Source organism: Marinobacter sp. (assembly GCF_041687235.1).
Lineage (GTDB): Bacteria > Pseudomonadota > Gammaproteobacteria > Pseudomonadales > Oleiphilaceae > Marinobacter.
The window spans coordinates 97,644-112,567 of the sequence record NZ_JAWLCH010000003.1 but is presented as its reverse complement, the minus strand read 5'-3'; the positions used below and the strand labels follow the sequence as shown (position 1 = coordinate 112,567).

At 57.7% G+C, this 14,924-nt stretch carries 13 protein-coding genes; 7 read left to right on the top strand and 6 right to left on the bottom strand.

Features of this window, described 5'->3' with window-relative positions; all coding sequences use genetic code 11:
- Position 1 precedes the first annotated feature (1 nt).
- The 3 genes from ACESMK_RS05995 to epmB all read right to left on the bottom strand — a co-directional run bounded on the left by ACESMK_RS05995 (position 2) and on the right by epmB (position 5,264).
- Positions 2-2,086 (bottom strand): EAL domain-containing protein, encoded by a 2,085-nt coding sequence (locus ACESMK_RS05995; RefSeq protein WP_372996256.1) that lies wholly within the window; start codon positions 2,084-2,086, stop codon positions 2-4.
- A gap of 108 nt (positions 2,087-2,194) precedes the next feature.
- Positions 2,195-4,000, bottom strand: coding sequence for a GTPase (locus tag ACESMK_RS05990; protein ID WP_372996254.1), 1,806 nt, complete (start codon positions 3,998-4,000; stop codon positions 2,195-2,197).
- 223 nt (positions 4,001-4,223) lie between these two features.
- Entirely contained in the window at positions 4,224-5,264 is a 1,041-nt protein-coding gene (epmB, locus tag ACESMK_RS05985) for an EF-P beta-lysylation protein EpmB (RefSeq protein WP_372996252.1), read from the bottom strand.
- 45 nt (positions 5,265-5,309) lie between these two features.
- Here epmB and efp point away from each other — a divergent pair, with 45 nt between their 5' ends.
- Together efp and epmA are read left to right on the top strand one after the other, a co-directional pair.
- Positions 5,310-5,885 (top strand): elongation factor P, encoded by a 576-nt coding sequence (efp, locus tag ACESMK_RS05980; protein ID WP_041645387.1) that lies wholly within the window; start codon positions 5,310-5,312, stop codon positions 5,883-5,885.
- 7 nt (positions 5,886-5,892) lie between these two features.
- Positions 5,893-6,861 carry an EF-P lysine aminoacylase EpmA gene (gene epmA, locus ACESMK_RS05975; RefSeq protein ID WP_372996250.1) on the top strand — a complete coding sequence of 323 codons (969 nt, stop codon included), beginning with the start codon at positions 5,893-5,895 and terminating at the stop codon, positions 6,859-6,861.
- Here the strand turns inward: epmA and asd are convergent, their stop codons facing one another.
- Positions 6,862-7,716, bottom strand: a complete 855-nt coding sequence (gene asd / locus ACESMK_RS05970) for an archaetidylserine decarboxylase (RefSeq protein WP_372996248.1) — start codon at positions 7,714-7,716, stop codon at positions 6,862-6,864.
- Between the two features lie 176 nt (positions 7,717-7,892).
- Between asd and motA the strand changes: the two genes are divergently transcribed.
- Both motA and motB read left to right on the top strand, forming a co-directional pair.
- Complete coding sequence (gene motA, locus ACESMK_RS05965) at positions 7,893-8,744, top strand: flagellar motor stator protein MotA (protein WP_372996246.1); 852 nt, start codon at positions 7,893-7,895, stop codon at positions 8,742-8,744.
- A gap of 31 nt (positions 8,745-8,775) precedes the next feature.
- A complete protein-coding gene (gene motB, locus ACESMK_RS05960) occupies positions 8,776-9,735 on the top strand; it encodes a flagellar motor protein MotB (RefSeq protein WP_372996244.1) in 960 nt (319 codons plus the stop codon).
- 10 nt (positions 9,736-9,745) lie between these two features.
- Here motB and rsgA read toward each other — a convergent pair whose 3' ends face one another.
- On the bottom strand, positions 9,746-10,801 hold the full coding sequence (rsgA, locus tag ACESMK_RS05955) for a small ribosomal subunit biogenesis GTPase RsgA (protein WP_372996242.1): 1,056 nt from the start codon (positions 10,799-10,801) through the stop codon (positions 9,746-9,748).
- 281 nt (positions 10,802-11,082) lie between these two features.
- Here rsgA and orn point away from each other — a divergent pair, with 281 nt between their 5' ends.
- Entirely contained in the window at positions 11,083-11,628 is a 546-nt protein-coding gene (gene orn, locus ACESMK_RS05950; RefSeq protein WP_372996240.1) for an oligoribonuclease, read from the top strand.
- Here the strand turns inward: orn and queG are convergent.
- Positions 11,623-12,702: a tRNA epoxyqueuosine(34) reductase QueG gene (gene queG / locus ACESMK_RS05945; protein WP_372996238.1), complete on the bottom strand. Its 1,080-nt coding sequence runs from the start codon at positions 12,700-12,702 to the stop codon at positions 11,623-11,625. The two genes, orn and queG, sit on opposite strands and share 6 nt — an antisense overlap.
- A 147-nt stretch (positions 12,703-12,849) precedes the next feature.
- Here queG and ACESMK_RS05940 point away from each other — a divergent pair, with 147 nt between their 5' ends.
- Positions 12,850-14,403: an NAD(P)H-hydrate dehydratase gene (locus tag ACESMK_RS05940; protein ID WP_372996236.1), complete on the top strand. Its 1,554-nt coding sequence runs from the start codon at positions 12,850-12,852 to the stop codon at positions 14,401-14,403.
- Positions 14,400-14,897, top strand: a complete 498-nt coding sequence (gene tsaE / locus ACESMK_RS05935) for a tRNA (adenosine(37)-N6)-threonylcarbamoyltransferase complex ATPase subunit type 1 TsaE (protein ID WP_372996234.1) — start codon at positions 14,400-14,402, stop codon at positions 14,895-14,897. The genes ACESMK_RS05940 and tsaE overlap by 4 nt, the downstream gene beginning before the upstream one ends.
- Positions 14,898-14,924: the final 27 nt, after the last annotated feature.

Genomic DNA, 14,924 nt, shown 5'->3' with positions numbered 1-14,924 from the left:
CTCAGTTGTCGCCGAAGTCGTAGTTCATTTCGGGTACCGGAGCTTGCAGATAGTAGCCCTGGATATAGTTCACGCCGGCCTGCCACAGAGTGGCAAGAACCCCGGCGTTCTCCACCAGCGGAATGATGGTTAGCTTGCCGTTGGACTGCAGGCTCTTGACCATTTCCTTTACCTGTTCCTTGGCCTCGTCACTCTTCTGGATTTCCTCCGTGAAGGAGCCATCAATCTTCACATAGTCCGTATCGATGTGCTTGAGGGTATTGAACGGGTTAAGGGCGCAGCCAAACTGGGCTATCGATACCTTGCAGTGCAGCTCATGGACGGCCTTGGTAAATTCTTTGGCCTGCTTCATGTAGTTGTTCGCATCGCCTTCCCGAATCTGGAAAATGAGCGAATCGCCCGGCAGACGCGCGGCTTTCAGGGCAACGCTCAGCCAGGGTGTAAATGTTTTGTCCTGCAGGGTTTCCGCTGTCACGTTAAGGAACAGGCGTGTGTCATGACCCCGTGACCGATGGCTGGAGAGCTGCTTGATGGTCTGCAGGATGACCCAGCGGTCGATCTTGATCGCGGTATCGCTCGGACCCGTTGGTGGCAGGAAGTCATAGGGCGATACTTCCGTGTCGTCTTTGTCGAGCATGCGCACGAAGGCTTCGTAGTGTTCCTCTCCTTCACCGCGCAGATTGATGATGGGCTGGAACAGAAGCCGGAAGCGGTTTTCTTCCAGGGCTTTCTGAATCGCTTCCACCGAATTGCTTTCATCCAGTGCTTCAAAGTCTGCCGGGTTATAAACCACCACGCCGTTGCCCTGGGCATGGCCTTCGAGCTTTCGGACTTCCGCGGAGGCGGTATGAGCCCGTGCCATCAGTTCTTCCGCCTTGGGCGAATTCTCGGTAATCGCTGCAACGCCAATGCTCACAGTCAGTTGGACGGTGCGGCCATTGATATCAAACAGATGGTCTTCAACCGCCTTCCGTATGCGCTCGGCGTGCTCCGCCATGGTTGTTTCATCACAGGGCTGGCAGAGAAGACTGAATGCATCGTCGCTCAGCCTTGCCAGGGTTAGGTCCTCACCAGCCAGCTCTTTGAGCAGGTTGGCGAGATCGCCCAGCAGCAGATCCGCACCGGAAATGCCCACCTGGCCCTTCATGCTCATGAAGTTGTCGAGCGCGATGTAGGCAAGGGCGCCGGTTTCATTGTTTTTGCCCGCATGGGCGATGGCTTCGGCCAGTGCGTCCATCAGATACTGGCGGTTGTACAGGCCAGTGAGAAGATCCTGGCTGCTGATCTGGCGAAGCTTCTCTTCCAGTTCCGCATCGCTGTGTTCCGGTTGCAGCACAATCTGCGTGCAGGACTCGCCATCGTAGGTTGCTGCTGACACCGACATGGTGACATTCAGTTCATGGTCGTCACTGCGTCGGGCGGTGCAGTTCATGGTCATTCCGTCTTCGCCTTTTTCGGCAAAGGACTTCATGAACTCCTTGTACTTGTCCTGGCTTTCAGGGGTCAGCGTGTCCAGTACCGGAATGCAGATGAGATCGTCGATATCCTCGTACCCGAGGAATTCCATGTAAGACTGGTTGGCATAGATATGCATGCCATCATTGATGTAGGCGATCGCGTCTTTGGAGCTCTCAAGGAGAAGTTGGCAGCGCTGCTCTGCCTCACGAAGGTGGGACTCCAGGACGCGGCGCCGGCGCCGCTCGTCAAGGGCTGCCAGTTCCCGATTGACCGTCAGAACAATCAGGTCCGTGTACTCGAAAGGTACCGTTCCCTGTGCGCCAGCCTTCATCATTCCCACTGTACGTTCCCGGCTTTCCTGCTCTGTCAGCAGGATGAACGGAATGTCCTTGTCCATCCGGCGGATCATGGCCAGGGCATCATCGGCCGAGAATTCCTGATCCAGATCGCGGGCCAGAAGCAGATCCCAGTTGCCCGCTTTCAGGGTTTCTTCCAGATCTTCTTCGGAGGTGATTCTATGGGCTCGGGTGGCCTTGCCGGAGTTACGCAGCAGGCTGACCAGTGATTCGGCATCATTCTGGGATGGGTCAAGAATCAGCAGGTGTACGGTCGCGTTCTTTTTCTGCATTCGAAGGGTGTCTCGTGATACACGGTTCATTCATTAACGCTGAATGATGCAGGGGTTGCGGATCAATAACAACCCTCCACCGGCTTCCGGTGTCTCAGTTTGGCGAGCCTACAGTGATGGCCACAGCGAGTCGAATTCATCCTCGCTGGCTCCTGATGAAGCCGGAGGCGTGCCGGTATTCAGTGTCGCTGCGTTCTGCAGCTTGAGCTCGAACTGGCTTATGCTGCCAGTTGAAGACACCTTGCGGGACAGCTGACCTTGGTCCTCCCGGCCATCATGTAGCAGAGAGATCCGGCTTCCGGACTGGAACGGCAGGCGCGGGGTTATGAGGGTGGCGGATTGGTTCACCACGCTGATTTCCGGTAACAGCAACCCGCGCAGGTACTCACTGCTGTTGCCTACTTTCTGGATCAGGCGAACGCCACAAGGTGAAGCGCTGGGCGCCAACAGTTCAATGCCAACCTGGGTGCCCTGATTCTTGATCTGGCGAATCCATCTGACCACCGCCACACTCCAGGGGTGCGAGCTTTGCTCACGCACGCCCAGTACCTCGCCGGCCTGCAGTGAGGGGGGGACATTGCTCTCCCAGGCGACGCAGTAACCGCCGGGGCTGGTGTTGATCAACAGGGAGTGATGGGATCTCGGCCGATTCCTGTCCGTCGAGGGCGCCTGCGAGTTGCCATAGGAACCCTTGAAGTTGATTGGCGTATCGGCAGCGTGGAGTCTTTCGTCGCTGGGGCCTGCATCGTGGGCGCCCGACCAGGCATCCTGTTTCTGGCGGGAGGAGCGTACGAACAGGTTCTCTTCCTCGTGATGGCCGTTATCGTTGCCGTTCACAAACTCTGTGAAGGTTTTCTCGCCGGCAATGAAGTAGTGGGCTGCGGTCAGACCGACGCAGACTTCCAGAGAACCCTGACTGGCGATGCGGTTGAAGTTCCGTTTGGCAAGAATGCCCAGGGCCTGACTGAGATGGGTAAGCAGGGTATCGCTCACCTTTGCCGGCACCCTTAGTTCATGGCCGGTTTCTCTGTGTTCACGACGGGCGTGAAGCGTGTCAGAGAGCATCGCCGACAGTTCCCGGGTGTCGAAGCCAAAGCTTTCATCCCCGGGCTTTTGCTCGAGCAGGCTCCGGTAGAACGGAGGGTTGTCCCGCTCCATGTTGACCACAAACAGACTGTCGTCTTCGATGTCTGGTCCGCACCGGGTGTGGTCGGTCCAGGACTCGAACAGTTCATAAACCTGCAGGAGTTCAGCCTGACGGAGTTGATTGGGGCGTGCACAGCCGAGCAGCAGTATGCGCTTGTAGCTGTCACCAACCGAGCTGGAGCGACGATGCTGCAGTGTGTCGTCGTCCACCTGAACGATCGAGAGCTTGTTGCGGTGGGCAAACCGGAACAACCGGTGACATTCCAGCCAGCTTTGCGCCGGGCTGGGGCAGTAGAGCTGATGTGATCTGAGGATAGTCGCTGACAGCTCGGAAATGGCCCGATGCACCGCAGTGGCGATCTGCCTCCGGTTTTTGTCGAGGCCACCGTTATCAATAAACTCCAGAACGCACAGCTTGTAACCACCGGCCAGGTGTAACTGGAGTGCCTGGGACAGGTTGGCGATTTTCCGTTGCTTTTCGGGGAGCGCCACGGCCAGCCCCAGATAGTGCCGGGAGAGTTCGTTGCAAACAAAATGAATTTTTTCCCGGATAAGCTCCAGGAACTGCATGCGCTGCTGGGGTGCCAGGAAAAGGTGGTTCAGTTCGATAATGGCATGGTAGAGCTGCCGCGATACCTCACCAATATTGGCCATCGGAAGCTGGTCTATCCAGGCCCGGAAGGCCTTGGGCGTTGTGTCACAGAACGACAGACTGGCCGTTTTCTGTTCGGGCACGCGGAGATCAGGTTTCAGGGTCTTGCCTTCCATGAATTCATGCCAATATCTGGATCACAGGTGGTATTCCGGGGTTGGCCCTGCCTGGCTGGCGGTTATTGGATGCCCGCTGGCTGGTCAGGAAAACGCCGTAAATACATGTTTTTATCTTTAAACGTTACTGGACTTTAAAGTAGCAAACCAGTCTCAAAAAGCGAGAAGATCATGAGTTGACAATCTTTGACAAGTGATTCTGGGCCCTTTTTTGAGAAGCCGGTCACGGGAACAGGTTGATCGGGGTCTTGCCATCTCTGCCTGGTTCCTCTCTCACCAGCTTTGGAACAAGGAACCCGGGCACTCTCGCCAGCAACTCGCGGACCAGGTTCCTTGCCTCTTCATCAGGCACGTTGTAGTGGTGGGCGCCTGCCACCGGATCAAAGGCGTGCAGATAGTAGGGCAGAACGCCCGCGTCGAACAGGCTCTCGCTCAACGCTTCAAGTACCGACGCCTGATCGTTTACTCCCCGCAGGATGACGCTCTGGTTAAGCAGGGTTGCGCCTGTCGCCCGAAGATACCCGAGGGCACGGCGAGTGGCCGTGTCTATTTCTGCCGGATGATTGATGTGCAGCACGATAACCACCTGAAGTGGCGTCGTTGAAAGCCATTTCAGCAGTTCATTACAAACTCTCTGCGGAATGACGACGGGCAGGCGGGTATGCAGGCGCAGGCGGCGCATGTGTGGAATACCGCTGATTGCCGTTGCCCATTGGGCCAGGAGTCGGTCATTGACCGCCAATGGGTCGCCGCCGCTGAAAATGACTTCGTTGATTTCCGGGCTGGCCAACAGGGTGTCGATGACGCGTTGTCGGTCGTCACGGTTCAGGCGTTGTTCGTCGTAGGGAAAGTGCCTGCGGAAGCAGTAGCGGCAGTTTATTGCACATTGGCCCGTCACCATAAGCAGGGCGCGGCTACGGTATTTGCGAATAAGGCCGGTGGTGGCAATAGCGCCGGACTCCTCCAATGGGTCGCTGACAAAGCCCGGCACGTGGCCATCTTCATCCGCCAGGGGTAGCACCTGCCTTAGCAGCGGGTCGTCCGGGTTGCCCTTCTCCATGCGCGCAAGGAAGGGTTCCGGAACCCGAATCGGAAACAGGTGGTGGCCTTGCTGTGCCCCGGACAGCCAGGGTTCCTCGGGCAGGTCCAGCCTTCGGAGCAGCTCTGCCGGCGATGTCACCGACTCGGACAGCAGTTGCTGCCAGCTGCGATGCTCATGGTCGGAAAGGTGGGCTTCTATACGGGCGGGGGTTCGCTGTATCATAACGCCCTTCGAATTTTAAACAGCATTTTGTCAGGTGGACATTTCATGGCTTCATATTCTACCAACGAATTTCGCGGCGGTCTTAAGGTTTTGCTGGATGGCGACCCCTGCATCATTCTCGAGAATGAATTTGTTAAACCCGGGAAGGGCCAGGCGTTTAACCGTGTAAAGCTGCGTAACCTCATGACCAACCGGGTCTGGGAGCGCACGTTCAAGTCCGGCGAATCCCTGGAAGCCGCGGATGTCATCGATCAGGACATGGAATACCTCTACACCGACGGCGAGTTCTGGCATTTCATGCTGACTGACGGCTCCTTCGAGCAGTACCCGGCCGATGCGAAGGCCGTGGGCGATGCCCTGAAGTGGCTGAAAGAGCAGGATGTCTACACAGTCACGCTCTACAACGGTTCGCCTCTGTCGGTAACACCGCCCAATTTCGTCGAACTCGAAGTGGTTGATACCGATCCTGGCATGAAGGGCGACACCGCCCAGGGTGGCTCCAAGCCCGCAACGCTTTCAACCGGTGCGGTGGTTAACGTGCCGTTGTTCATCACCATCGGTGAAGTGCTCAAGGTTGACACCCGTTCCGGAGAATATGTCAGCCGGGTCAAGAGCAGTTGATCCTGTCATGACTCGCGAACCTGTCTGGCAGCCCGCTGCCTCGCAGGCTGCCCTGAAAAGCCGTGCACAGCAATTGGCGTATGTGCGCGGCTTTTTTGCGCAAAGGGGGGTGCTCGAGGTGGAGACGCCGGTTCTCGGTCGGTGCGGCGTCACGGACGTCAACCTTGATGGCATCTACGCCCAGGTCACTGCCGGCGCACGTACAGGGGGGTGGCTCCAGACGTCCCCGGAATACCACATGAAGCGCTTGCTGGCGGCGGGCTCGGGATCCGTCTACCAGGTTTCCCGGGTGTTCCGGAATGGCGAGCGGGGTCGCCGCCACAATCCTGAATTCTCCATGCTGGAATGGTATCGGACAGGGTTTGATGACCTGGCGCTCATGGCCGAAGTGTCGGATCTCGTCTGTGGCTGGCTGGGGTGTGACCGGCCAGCCATCATCGGTTATCGTGAGGCGGTTCAGCAGTGGGCGGGTATTGATCCCTTTTCCGCGACCAACCATGAGTTGATGCGGCGCTGCGAGCAATGGCTGGAGCCGGAGCAGTTGGCGGATCTTGGGCGGGATGGCTGTCTGGATTTGCTGATGAGTTTTGCCGTAGAGCCAAATCTTGGCGGAGAAAGACCCGTGTTCATAACCGGGTATCCGGCGTCGCAGGCGTCCCTGGCGCGGGTTTCCCGGTCAGGCGGCTATGAAACAGCCCATCGTTTCGAGCTCTATGTTGATGGTCTGGAGTTGTGTAACGGGTATTGGGAGCTGACCGATCCTCGGGAACAACGGCGGCGATTCGAGGCGGATAATGAGCTGCGCAAACGTTCCGGCAAGCCCGAGATGGCCCTGGATGAATGGTTTCTGGCAGCGCTTGATACGGGATTGCCCGAGTGCTCCGGTGTCGCGCTCGGGCTGGACCGCTTGCTGATGCTCAAGCTCGGGGTTCAGGATATCAGCCAGGTGTTGGCGTTTCCGTTTGAGCGGGCGTGATCAGGCAAGGGTGCCGAATGCTTCGCCCATGCGAACGGTCTTCCCTGCCACCTGTTCGCTGTTCCAGGTGACAGCCCCGCGGGGCATGACCATGATCACGGTGGAGCCGAGCCGGAACCGGCCCATTTCTTCGCCTTTTGCGAAGCTGATTGCCTGCTCGTCTTCATAGCGGGTTGCAGTAATCTGCCTGCTGCCAGGCACAACGATGCCTGCCCAGCGCGTTTCTACACTGCCTACGATCATGGCGCCTACCAATACCAGGGCCATGGGGCCGGAATCGGTGTCGAAGATGCACACGACCCGCTCATTGCGGGCAAACAGGTTCGGTACATTCTCGGCAGTCACCGGATTAACCGAGAAGAGCTTGCCCGGCACGTGGATCATTTCCCTGAGAGTGCCAGCCAGGGGCATGTGAATGCGGTGATAGTCTTTTGGCGAGAGGTAGATAGTCGAGAACTCACCGCCAGCAAAAGACGCTGTAGTTGCTTCATTTCCACCAAGCAATTCGTTCAGGCTGAAGGACTGGCCCTTTGCCTGGAAGACGCGGTCGCCGGTCACCTGACCGAGCTGGCTGATGGCGCCATCAACGGGGCTGATCATGGTCTTTTCACCCTCCGCCAGGGGGCGAATGCCTGGTTTGAGGGCACGGGTAAAGAACGCGTTGAAGGTGGGATATGCCTCAGGGTCTGGCTCGGCGGCTTCACTCATGTCTACGCCGTAGCGGCCGATAAACCATTTGATGACCCGGTTCTTGAGCGCAGGGGAGCGGTCATTGTCGGCCAGACGGCCGGCCAGGTTGGAAACCCCCAGTTGCGGCGTGATGTACTGGCTCAGAACAAAAAGCTTGTCGAACATTAAATGTGATCCTTTGCACTCAAAGGCGCGAAGTTTATCAAAGACTGCCGCCTGTATAGAAATTGTTTCACGGCTTAGCTGTTCTGGCGGGGTCTTGCTATTATCAGTTCACATTTTGCGAGACTGCTTCTCCGGCTTCCGCCGATAACCAAGAAAACAAGGCGTATGTAGGTTCTATGTTACTGATCGTCGGTTCGATAATTGTTTTAGCCAGTGTGCTCACCGGCTATGTACTCCACGGTGGCAATCTGGCGGTGCTCTGGCAGCCCACAGAGGTGTTGATCATCTTCGGGGCTGCTTTGGGTTCCTTCATCATTGCGAATCCTGTGCATACAGTGAAGGAAACACTTGGCAGGGGAATGCAGCTGATTACGGGGTCGCCCTATAACAAATCGTTTTACATGGATCTTCTCAGTCTTCTTTACGAGATTTTTGACAAGTCCCGCAAACAGGGGGTCATGGCGATAGAAGAGGATATTGATAATCCTGAATCAAGCCAGATCTTCAGCCGATACCCGGCGATTATGAAATCGAAGGAATTATTGGCGTTCATTACCGACTATCTTCGCATCATCAGCTCCGGCAACATGGCAACCCACGAGCTGGAGGGCATGATGGAAAACGAGATCGACAGCCGGCAGCACGAGATTGAAGAGCCCGCCCACGCCGTCAACAAGATTGCCGACGCCCTGCCAGGCCTCGGGATCGTAGCTGCCGTGTTGGGTATCGTGATCACCATGAACTTTCTGACTGAGGGGCCAGAGAAGATTGGTCTGAGTGTCGCTGCGGCCCTGGTGGGCACCTTTCTCGGGATCTTTATGGGGTACGGTTTCGTCGGCCCTGCCTCCATCGCCATGGAGCACTCTGCAAAGTATGAGCTCAAGGCCTATGAGTGCGTCAAATCGGCGATCGTGGCAACGGTCTCCGGCCAGGCGCCCCAGATGGCCATTGAGTTCGGTCGGAAGGCACTGCCCACCGACAAACGACCCGGTTTCCAGGAACTGAACGATCACGTTCGCTCCAAGTAATACCGCCAGCACCTGACCCCGGAGCCGATTCGTGGAAGAACAGCCGATCATCATCAAACGCAAGAAGAAAATTGTCGGGGGCCATCACGGTGGCTCCTGGAAAGTCGCGTTTGCCGATTTTGCCACCGCCATGATGGCGTTCTTTCTGGTGCTCTGGTTGACCGCGACGGCATCGCCTGAGCAGAAGCGGGCTGTTGAGGGGTACTTCAAGGACCCGGTTGGCTTCACCGAGGGCGGCTCCCCGAACCCTGTGGACCTTGAGGGCAGTGCCTCGGTGGTCAACGAGGCGAGTCCGGATATCGAGTCCAGCCAGATCCAGATCGAAGATGACGTGGTGGACGAGCTCTCGGAAACTCTTGAACAGCGGCGTATGCAGGAACTGTTTCAGGAGCTGAAGGAGCGCATCAAACAGGATCAGACCCTTCAGGAATTCAAAGACCAGCTGCTGATTGATATCACCGACGAGGGATTGCGTATCCAGATCGTCGACCGGTCGGGGCGACCCATGTTCGACAGTGGTCGTGCCGAGCTCAAGTACTACTCCCAGGATATTCTGTTCGAGCTCGCGAAAACGCTGGGCTCGGTGAATAACAAGCTCAGTATCACCGGGCACACCGACTCCACGCCGTTCGGTGGCCGGCCCGGCTACACCAACTGGGAATTGTCAGCGGACCGGGCCAATACCGCCCGCCGAGCCCTGGTCGCCGGTGGGGTCCGTCAGCAGCAGATTGCCCGGGTTGTGGGGCTGAGTGATTCGGTGTTGTTTGACAAGGAAGATCCGAATGCGCCGGTGAATCGACGCATCTCCATTATTGTCCTGAACAAGAAAACCGTCGACAACATCCAGAGCAGTGCCGGCCAGTCGGATGAGCCCCTGATCGATCTGACCCAGCCGACAGAGGAAGAGCAGGAGGCCGCCCGTGAACGCCTGGATAGCGGTGAATGGTTGCAGGAGCGGGAGGAACCTGCGCCCGGTGAACTGAACTGGTGAGGCCGGACAGTCAGTCCAGTTTCAGCCCGCGGGCCTGCTGCTCGGTCATATCCTGAAGAATCCGATGAAAGCTCTTCAGCCGCTCCGGGCTGATGGTTCCCTCCTCAGCGGCCCTGTCAATGGCACAACCGGGGTCGCCCATATGGCGACAATTGCGGAACTTGCAGGTGCCAATTACCTCCCGGATCTCCCGGAAGCCATACTCGATCTCCTGCGAGGTCATATGCCAGAGCCCGAATTCACGGATCCCGGGAGAGTCGATCAGCTCACCTCCCAAGGGAAGATGAAAAAGCTTGGCCGTGGTTGTGGTGTGAATGCCCTTGCCGGTGCTCTCTGATACTGCCCCGACGCGAATGGCCTCATCGGGCATCAGCGTCTGGATGATTGACGACTTGCCCACCCCGGACTGACCAACGAACACGCTGGTCTGATCCTTCACCAGGGCTTCAACCTCCGGTGAGGGTTTATCCCCCGATTCGGCCGCAGAGGTCCGCACCACCTGATAGCCCAGGGCCTCATACCGCGCCAGAAGGGCGTCAATACTCCCCCGGTTGCGGTCAGTGATCAGGTCTGTCTTGTTCAGCAGAATCACCGCCGGAATATCCGTAATCTCTGACGCCACCAGATACCGGTCAATCAGGTTGTCATGGGGCTCCGGCTCCGGTGCGATCACAAGAATAATGTGATCGATATTGGCAGCGACCGGCTTCAGGGCACCAAAATTATCCGGCCGCTGCAGCAGGTTGCGGCGCTCACTCCGGGCAACAATAACCCCGGTTTCGTTCTTCCCCGGCCGCCAGACAACCTTGTCACCGGTCACCAGGCTGTCAATATTGGCGCGAACAAAGCACCGCACAACGTCACCGGCTTGCTCTCCCTCCAGCGCCTCGACATCCAGCTGCTGCCCATAATGGGCGATAACCAGCCCTTCCTGCTCCGGGCCAAGCTCCCCGGCATCCGCCTGCTCCTGAACCTTCTTCTCCTTGCGCGCCGCCCGGGCCGCCCGCTCTTCCTGGACTTTCTTGATGCGGAATTGCTGCTGTTTGTTCAGTCGCCGTTTTGCCATGTAGTTCGCTGGTGCCAAATTTGGTATGCGTGAGGTGTTACATCATACGTTAATCGTCCACAATACAAAGACAAATCAAACCGGCGCAATCCCGATAGTGTTTGCCGGAAGCGGCGCCTATTTTGTATATCTCCCAATTTGCACGCGGGCGTGGGGATGTCATTCCGGGAATGTCGGCGGCCATGGATGGCCGACGCCAAGCGCACAGGGATGTGCTCGTAGCGTTTCCCGGAATGGCATCCCCACGGCCGTGAACTCAACTCTAGAAGGCTAGGAAAACAATGGCAGAGAGCAATAATCGCCTCGTATGGATCGATCTGGAAATGACAGGCCTGGATCCGGAAAAAGAACGGATCATTGAAATGGCAACCATCATCACCGATTCAGAGCTCAACATTGTCGCAGAAGGACCGGTTATCGCCGTCCATCAGCCGCAATCCTTTCTGGATTCCATGGACGAATGGTGCACCAGAACCCACGGTGAAAGTGGCCTCACCAAACGGGTTCAGGAAAGCGATATCTCCGAGTCTGATGCCGAGCAGCAGACCCTCGAATTTTTGAAAAAACACCTAGAAAAGGGCCAGTCACCCCTGTGCGGCAACAGCATCGGCCAGGACCGCCGGTTTCTCGTCAAGTACATGCCCGAACTGGAAGACTTCTTCCACTATCGCAACCTCGATGTATCCACGGTCAAAGAACTCGCCCGCCGCTGGCGCCCGGATGTGCTGGCCGGCGTTAAAAAGAAGGGCAGCCATCTGGCCCTGGACGACATCCGCGATTCCATCAACGAACTTCGCCACTACCGGGAACAGTTCTTCAAGCTATAGGCCGTGTTGCCTGAGCGCCCACTGAACATGCTCGCGGACCATCTCAGAAGGGTGGTCTGCGCGTTTTTTCAGGGCTTCCATGACCGGAATGGTTGAGGGTGCGTTGCCCAGGCCCACGGCCAGGTTGCGAAGCCAGCCTTCATAGCCGGTTCGTCGAATGGCAGAGCCTTCGGTGCGCGTCAGGAACTGCTCCTCCGTCCAAAGAAACAACTCAGCCAATGAGCTATTGTCCAGCCCGTGTCTGGGCTGAAAATCTTTCTCCCCGGTCGGCTTGCTGAATTTCTGCCAGGGGCACACCAGCTGGCAGTCGTCGCAGCCGAAGACCCGGTTGCCCATCAATGGTCGTAGCTCCTCTGGAATGCTTCCCTTGAGTTCAATGGTCAGGTAGCTGATACAGCGTCGGGCATCGAGCTTGTGAGGGCCGACAAAGGCATCCGTGGGGCAGAGGTCCAGGCAGGCGGAACAACTGCCGCAATGGTCCGTTTCAAAGGGCTCATCGATGGGCAGGGGCGCGCTGGTGAAGATCTCCCCGAGGAAAAAGAAAGAGCCCGCTTTCGGGTGAATCAGCATGTTGTTCTTGCCAATCCAGCCCAGGCCGGCCCTCTGTGCCAGGGCACGTTCCAGCACCGGAGCGCTGTCCACGAAAGCCCGATAGTCATACCCGCTGACTGCTTCATCAATCTTCGCTGCCAACTGCGCGAGACGCTTGCGAATCAGCTTGTGGTAATCCCGTCCTAGAGCATATCGCGTAATGTAGGCGCCCTCCCGGTTAGTAAGTGCTTCTTTCGGGCTGTCGGGAAAGTTCAGATAGTCCATCCGGACAGAAATGACCCGTGCTGTGCCTGGCACCAGGGAGGTCGGTGTGTAGCGCTTGTCCCCATGCTGAGCCATGTAGTCCATTTCACCCTGATAGCCAGCCGCCAGCCAGTCCTGCAAGTGATCTGCATGTTTGCCGGTATCCGGGGTGGTAATGCCGAGGTCGGCGAACCCGAACTCAGCAGCCCACTGGCGGATAAGTCCAGGCAAATCAGCGAGTTCCTTGTGTATTGTGGTGCCGGGCGATGTGGTGCTCATAGTCACTGCCGATGGTGAGGTTCGCTCGGGAACCCGGGTTCGGATATTTAATCTGATTAAGTTATGACCTTTCCTGCTGTTTTGCTATGCTTTACAGGTATCTGGCCAATTTTCTTAAACCGGTTTCTGTAACGGGAGCAAAGGTTCATGCCGCCGTCCGCTGGGCACAGTTTACCAGACGCGCTGTTTTCCGCCGATGCGGTCAGGCAGATTGATCGCTATGTAATTGATCAGCAAGGCGTAGACGGTTTTGAACTGATGCAGTCTGCCGCCCACGCGGCCTTTCGCTGCCTGGTTCGGCACTGGCCCAATTGTGGCTCGGTGCTGGTGCTTTGCGGAGCGGGCAATAACGGGGGCGATGGCTACCTGGTGGCGGCCAGCGCGCGCAGGCATGGCCTGGATGTCCGCTGCGTTGCCGTTGCGCCAACCGGAAAGTTGTCCGGGGATGCCCGGAAAGCATGGCAAAAGGCCCTTTCCGATCGCGTGGAAGTGCTTGAGCTTGATTCCCTGGGCGAATCTGCCCTGGACGATCTGTTTGCCAGCGCTGGCCTGATTGTTGACGCGATGCTGGGAACCGGCGTGTCAGGGGCTCCTCGCGAACCTTTCGCGGCGTTGATAGGCCGGTGTAACAGTGCCTCAGCACCCGTCCTCGCGGTGGACCTGCCCTCTGGGCTTAATGCCACCACCGGCGCTGCCGAAGGGGATGTGGTCAATGCGGCGATGACGGTCACCTTTATCGGGCTGAAGGCCGGTCTGTTTACCGGGCAGGGCGCTGCGGTATGCGGTGAGGTGGTTTTTGAATCTCTGGATACCGCAGATGGTGTCGCAGGCAGTGGCCAGAGGCCGCTAGCCTGCCGTCGTGACTGGCGGTCGGTCATGTCCTGGTTGCCTCACCGCCCCGCCAATGCCCACAAGGGGCGTTTCGGGCATGTTCTGGTTGTTGCTGGTGATCGGGGATTCGGTGGTGCCGGACTACTCGCTGCCGAGGCCGCTGCCCGCTCCGGGGCTGGCCTGGTCTCTCTGGCTACCCGTCCCGAGCATGTGACCGCTGCGCTCGCCAGATGTCCTTCGGTGATGGTTCATGGTCTGATTCATGGTTCGGAGTTGCCGTCGCTTCTGGACGCCGCCTCGGTTGTTGTGTGCGGCCCGGGCATCGGGCGAAGCGCCTGGGGCCAGCAGATGCTGGAGCAGGTGATTGCCAGTGGCAAGCCAAGGGTTCTGGATGCAGATGCTCTGAATCTGTTATCCGGTCGGGTTGCCGTGCCTGCGGATAATCATATCCTGACACCTCACCCCGGCGAGGCAGCAAGGCTGCTGAATTGCCTGGTTCCGGAAGTAGAGGCTGACAGAATGGCTGTCGCCAGGAAATTACAGGCACTCTATGGCGGTACGGTTCTCCTGAAAGGGGCGGGGACGGTCGTTGCGTCCGATGGCGGTTCGCTGGATATTGTCAGTGGCAGCAATCCGGGTATGGCCACCGGTGGAATGGGAGACGTACTCTCGGGCATTATCGGGGCTGTTCTGGGCCAGATTGGTGATGGCCAGCAAGCGGCGGTTCTCGGTGCATCGGTACATCTGGCTGCCGCTGACAGGGCTGCAGAAACCAGAGGGTTTGTCGGGCTGATACCAACCGACGTCATTGACATGCTGCCCCTGGTTTTTCGGGAATCTGAAAAGACCCCGGAGGCGGGAGATCTATGAGCATAATGGGTAACGAACGCCGTCTTTTTCTGGAAGGCGAGGCCGAAACGGAACATCTTGGACAAGAGTTGGCAAGACTGGTTGCCGGTTCAGGCCATGGCCTGGTGATTTATCTGGACGGTGAGCTTGGTGTGGGCAAAACCACTATCAGTCGTGGTGTGATGCGCGGGCTTGGGCATGAAGGTGCTGTCAAAAGCCCCACGTACACATTGGTGGAGCCCTATGAGGACCTGGATCCACCCGCGTATCATTTTGATCTTTACCGGCTGGGCGACGCGGAAGAACTGGAATATATGGGTATCCGGGATTACTTCTCCGGCGCAAACCTGTGTCTGATTGAGTGGCCAGAGCGTGGAAAAGGGATATTGCCCGAGCCCGATCTGGAGATTCACCTGGAGACGGAGGGCGAGGGGCGCTCCGTGGTGATCAGGGCGCGTTCTGAACAGGGCGCCCATGTGCTCAATGAATTGGAATTGATTGGTCCGGGGCACTAGCGAGTTGCTCCGGGACCTGAAAAGAAA

Excerpts from the sequence above, each read along its gene's own strand:
- ACESMK_RS05995 (WP_372996256.1), bottom strand. The coding sequence starts at position 2,086 with ATGCAGAAAAAGAACGCGACCGTACACCTGCTGATTCTTGACCCATCC.
- ACESMK_RS05990 (WP_372996254.1), bottom strand. The coding sequence starts at position 4,000 with ATGGAAGGCAAGACCCTGAAACCTGATCTCCGCGTGCCCGAACAGAAA.
- epmB (WP_372996252.1), bottom strand. The coding sequence starts at position 5,264 with ATGATACAGCGAACCCCCGCCCGTATAGAAGCCCACCTTTCCGACCAT.
- efp (WP_041645387.1), top strand. The coding sequence starts at position 5,310 with ATGGCTTCATATTCTACCAACGAATTTCGCGGCGGTCTTAAGGTTTTG.
- epmA (WP_372996250.1), top strand. The coding sequence starts at position 5,893 with ATGACTCGCGAACCTGTCTGGCAGCCCGCTGCCTCGCAGGCTGCCCTG.
- asd (WP_372996248.1), bottom strand. The coding sequence starts at position 7,716 with ATGTTCGACAAGCTTTTTGTTCTGAGCCAGTACATCACGCCGCAACTG.
- motA (WP_372996246.1), top strand. The coding sequence starts at position 7,893 with ATGTTACTGATCGTCGGTTCGATAATTGTTTTAGCCAGTGTGCTCACC.
- rsgA (WP_372996242.1), bottom strand. The coding sequence starts at position 10,801 with ATGGCAAAACGGCGACTGAACAAACAGCAGCAATTCCGCATCAAGAAA.
- orn (WP_372996240.1), top strand. The coding sequence starts at position 11,083 with ATGGCAGAGAGCAATAATCGCCTCGTATGGATCGATCTGGAAATGACA.
- queG (WP_372996238.1), bottom strand. The coding sequence starts at position 12,702 with ATGAGCACCACATCGCCCGGCACCACAATACACAAGGAACTCGCTGAT.
- ACESMK_RS05940 (WP_372996236.1), top strand. The coding sequence starts at position 12,850 with ATGCCGCCGTCCGCTGGGCACAGTTTACCAGACGCGCTGTTTTCCGCC.
- tsaE (WP_372996234.1), top strand. The coding sequence starts at position 14,400 with ATGAGCATAATGGGTAACGAACGCCGTCTTTTTCTGGAAGGCGAGGCC.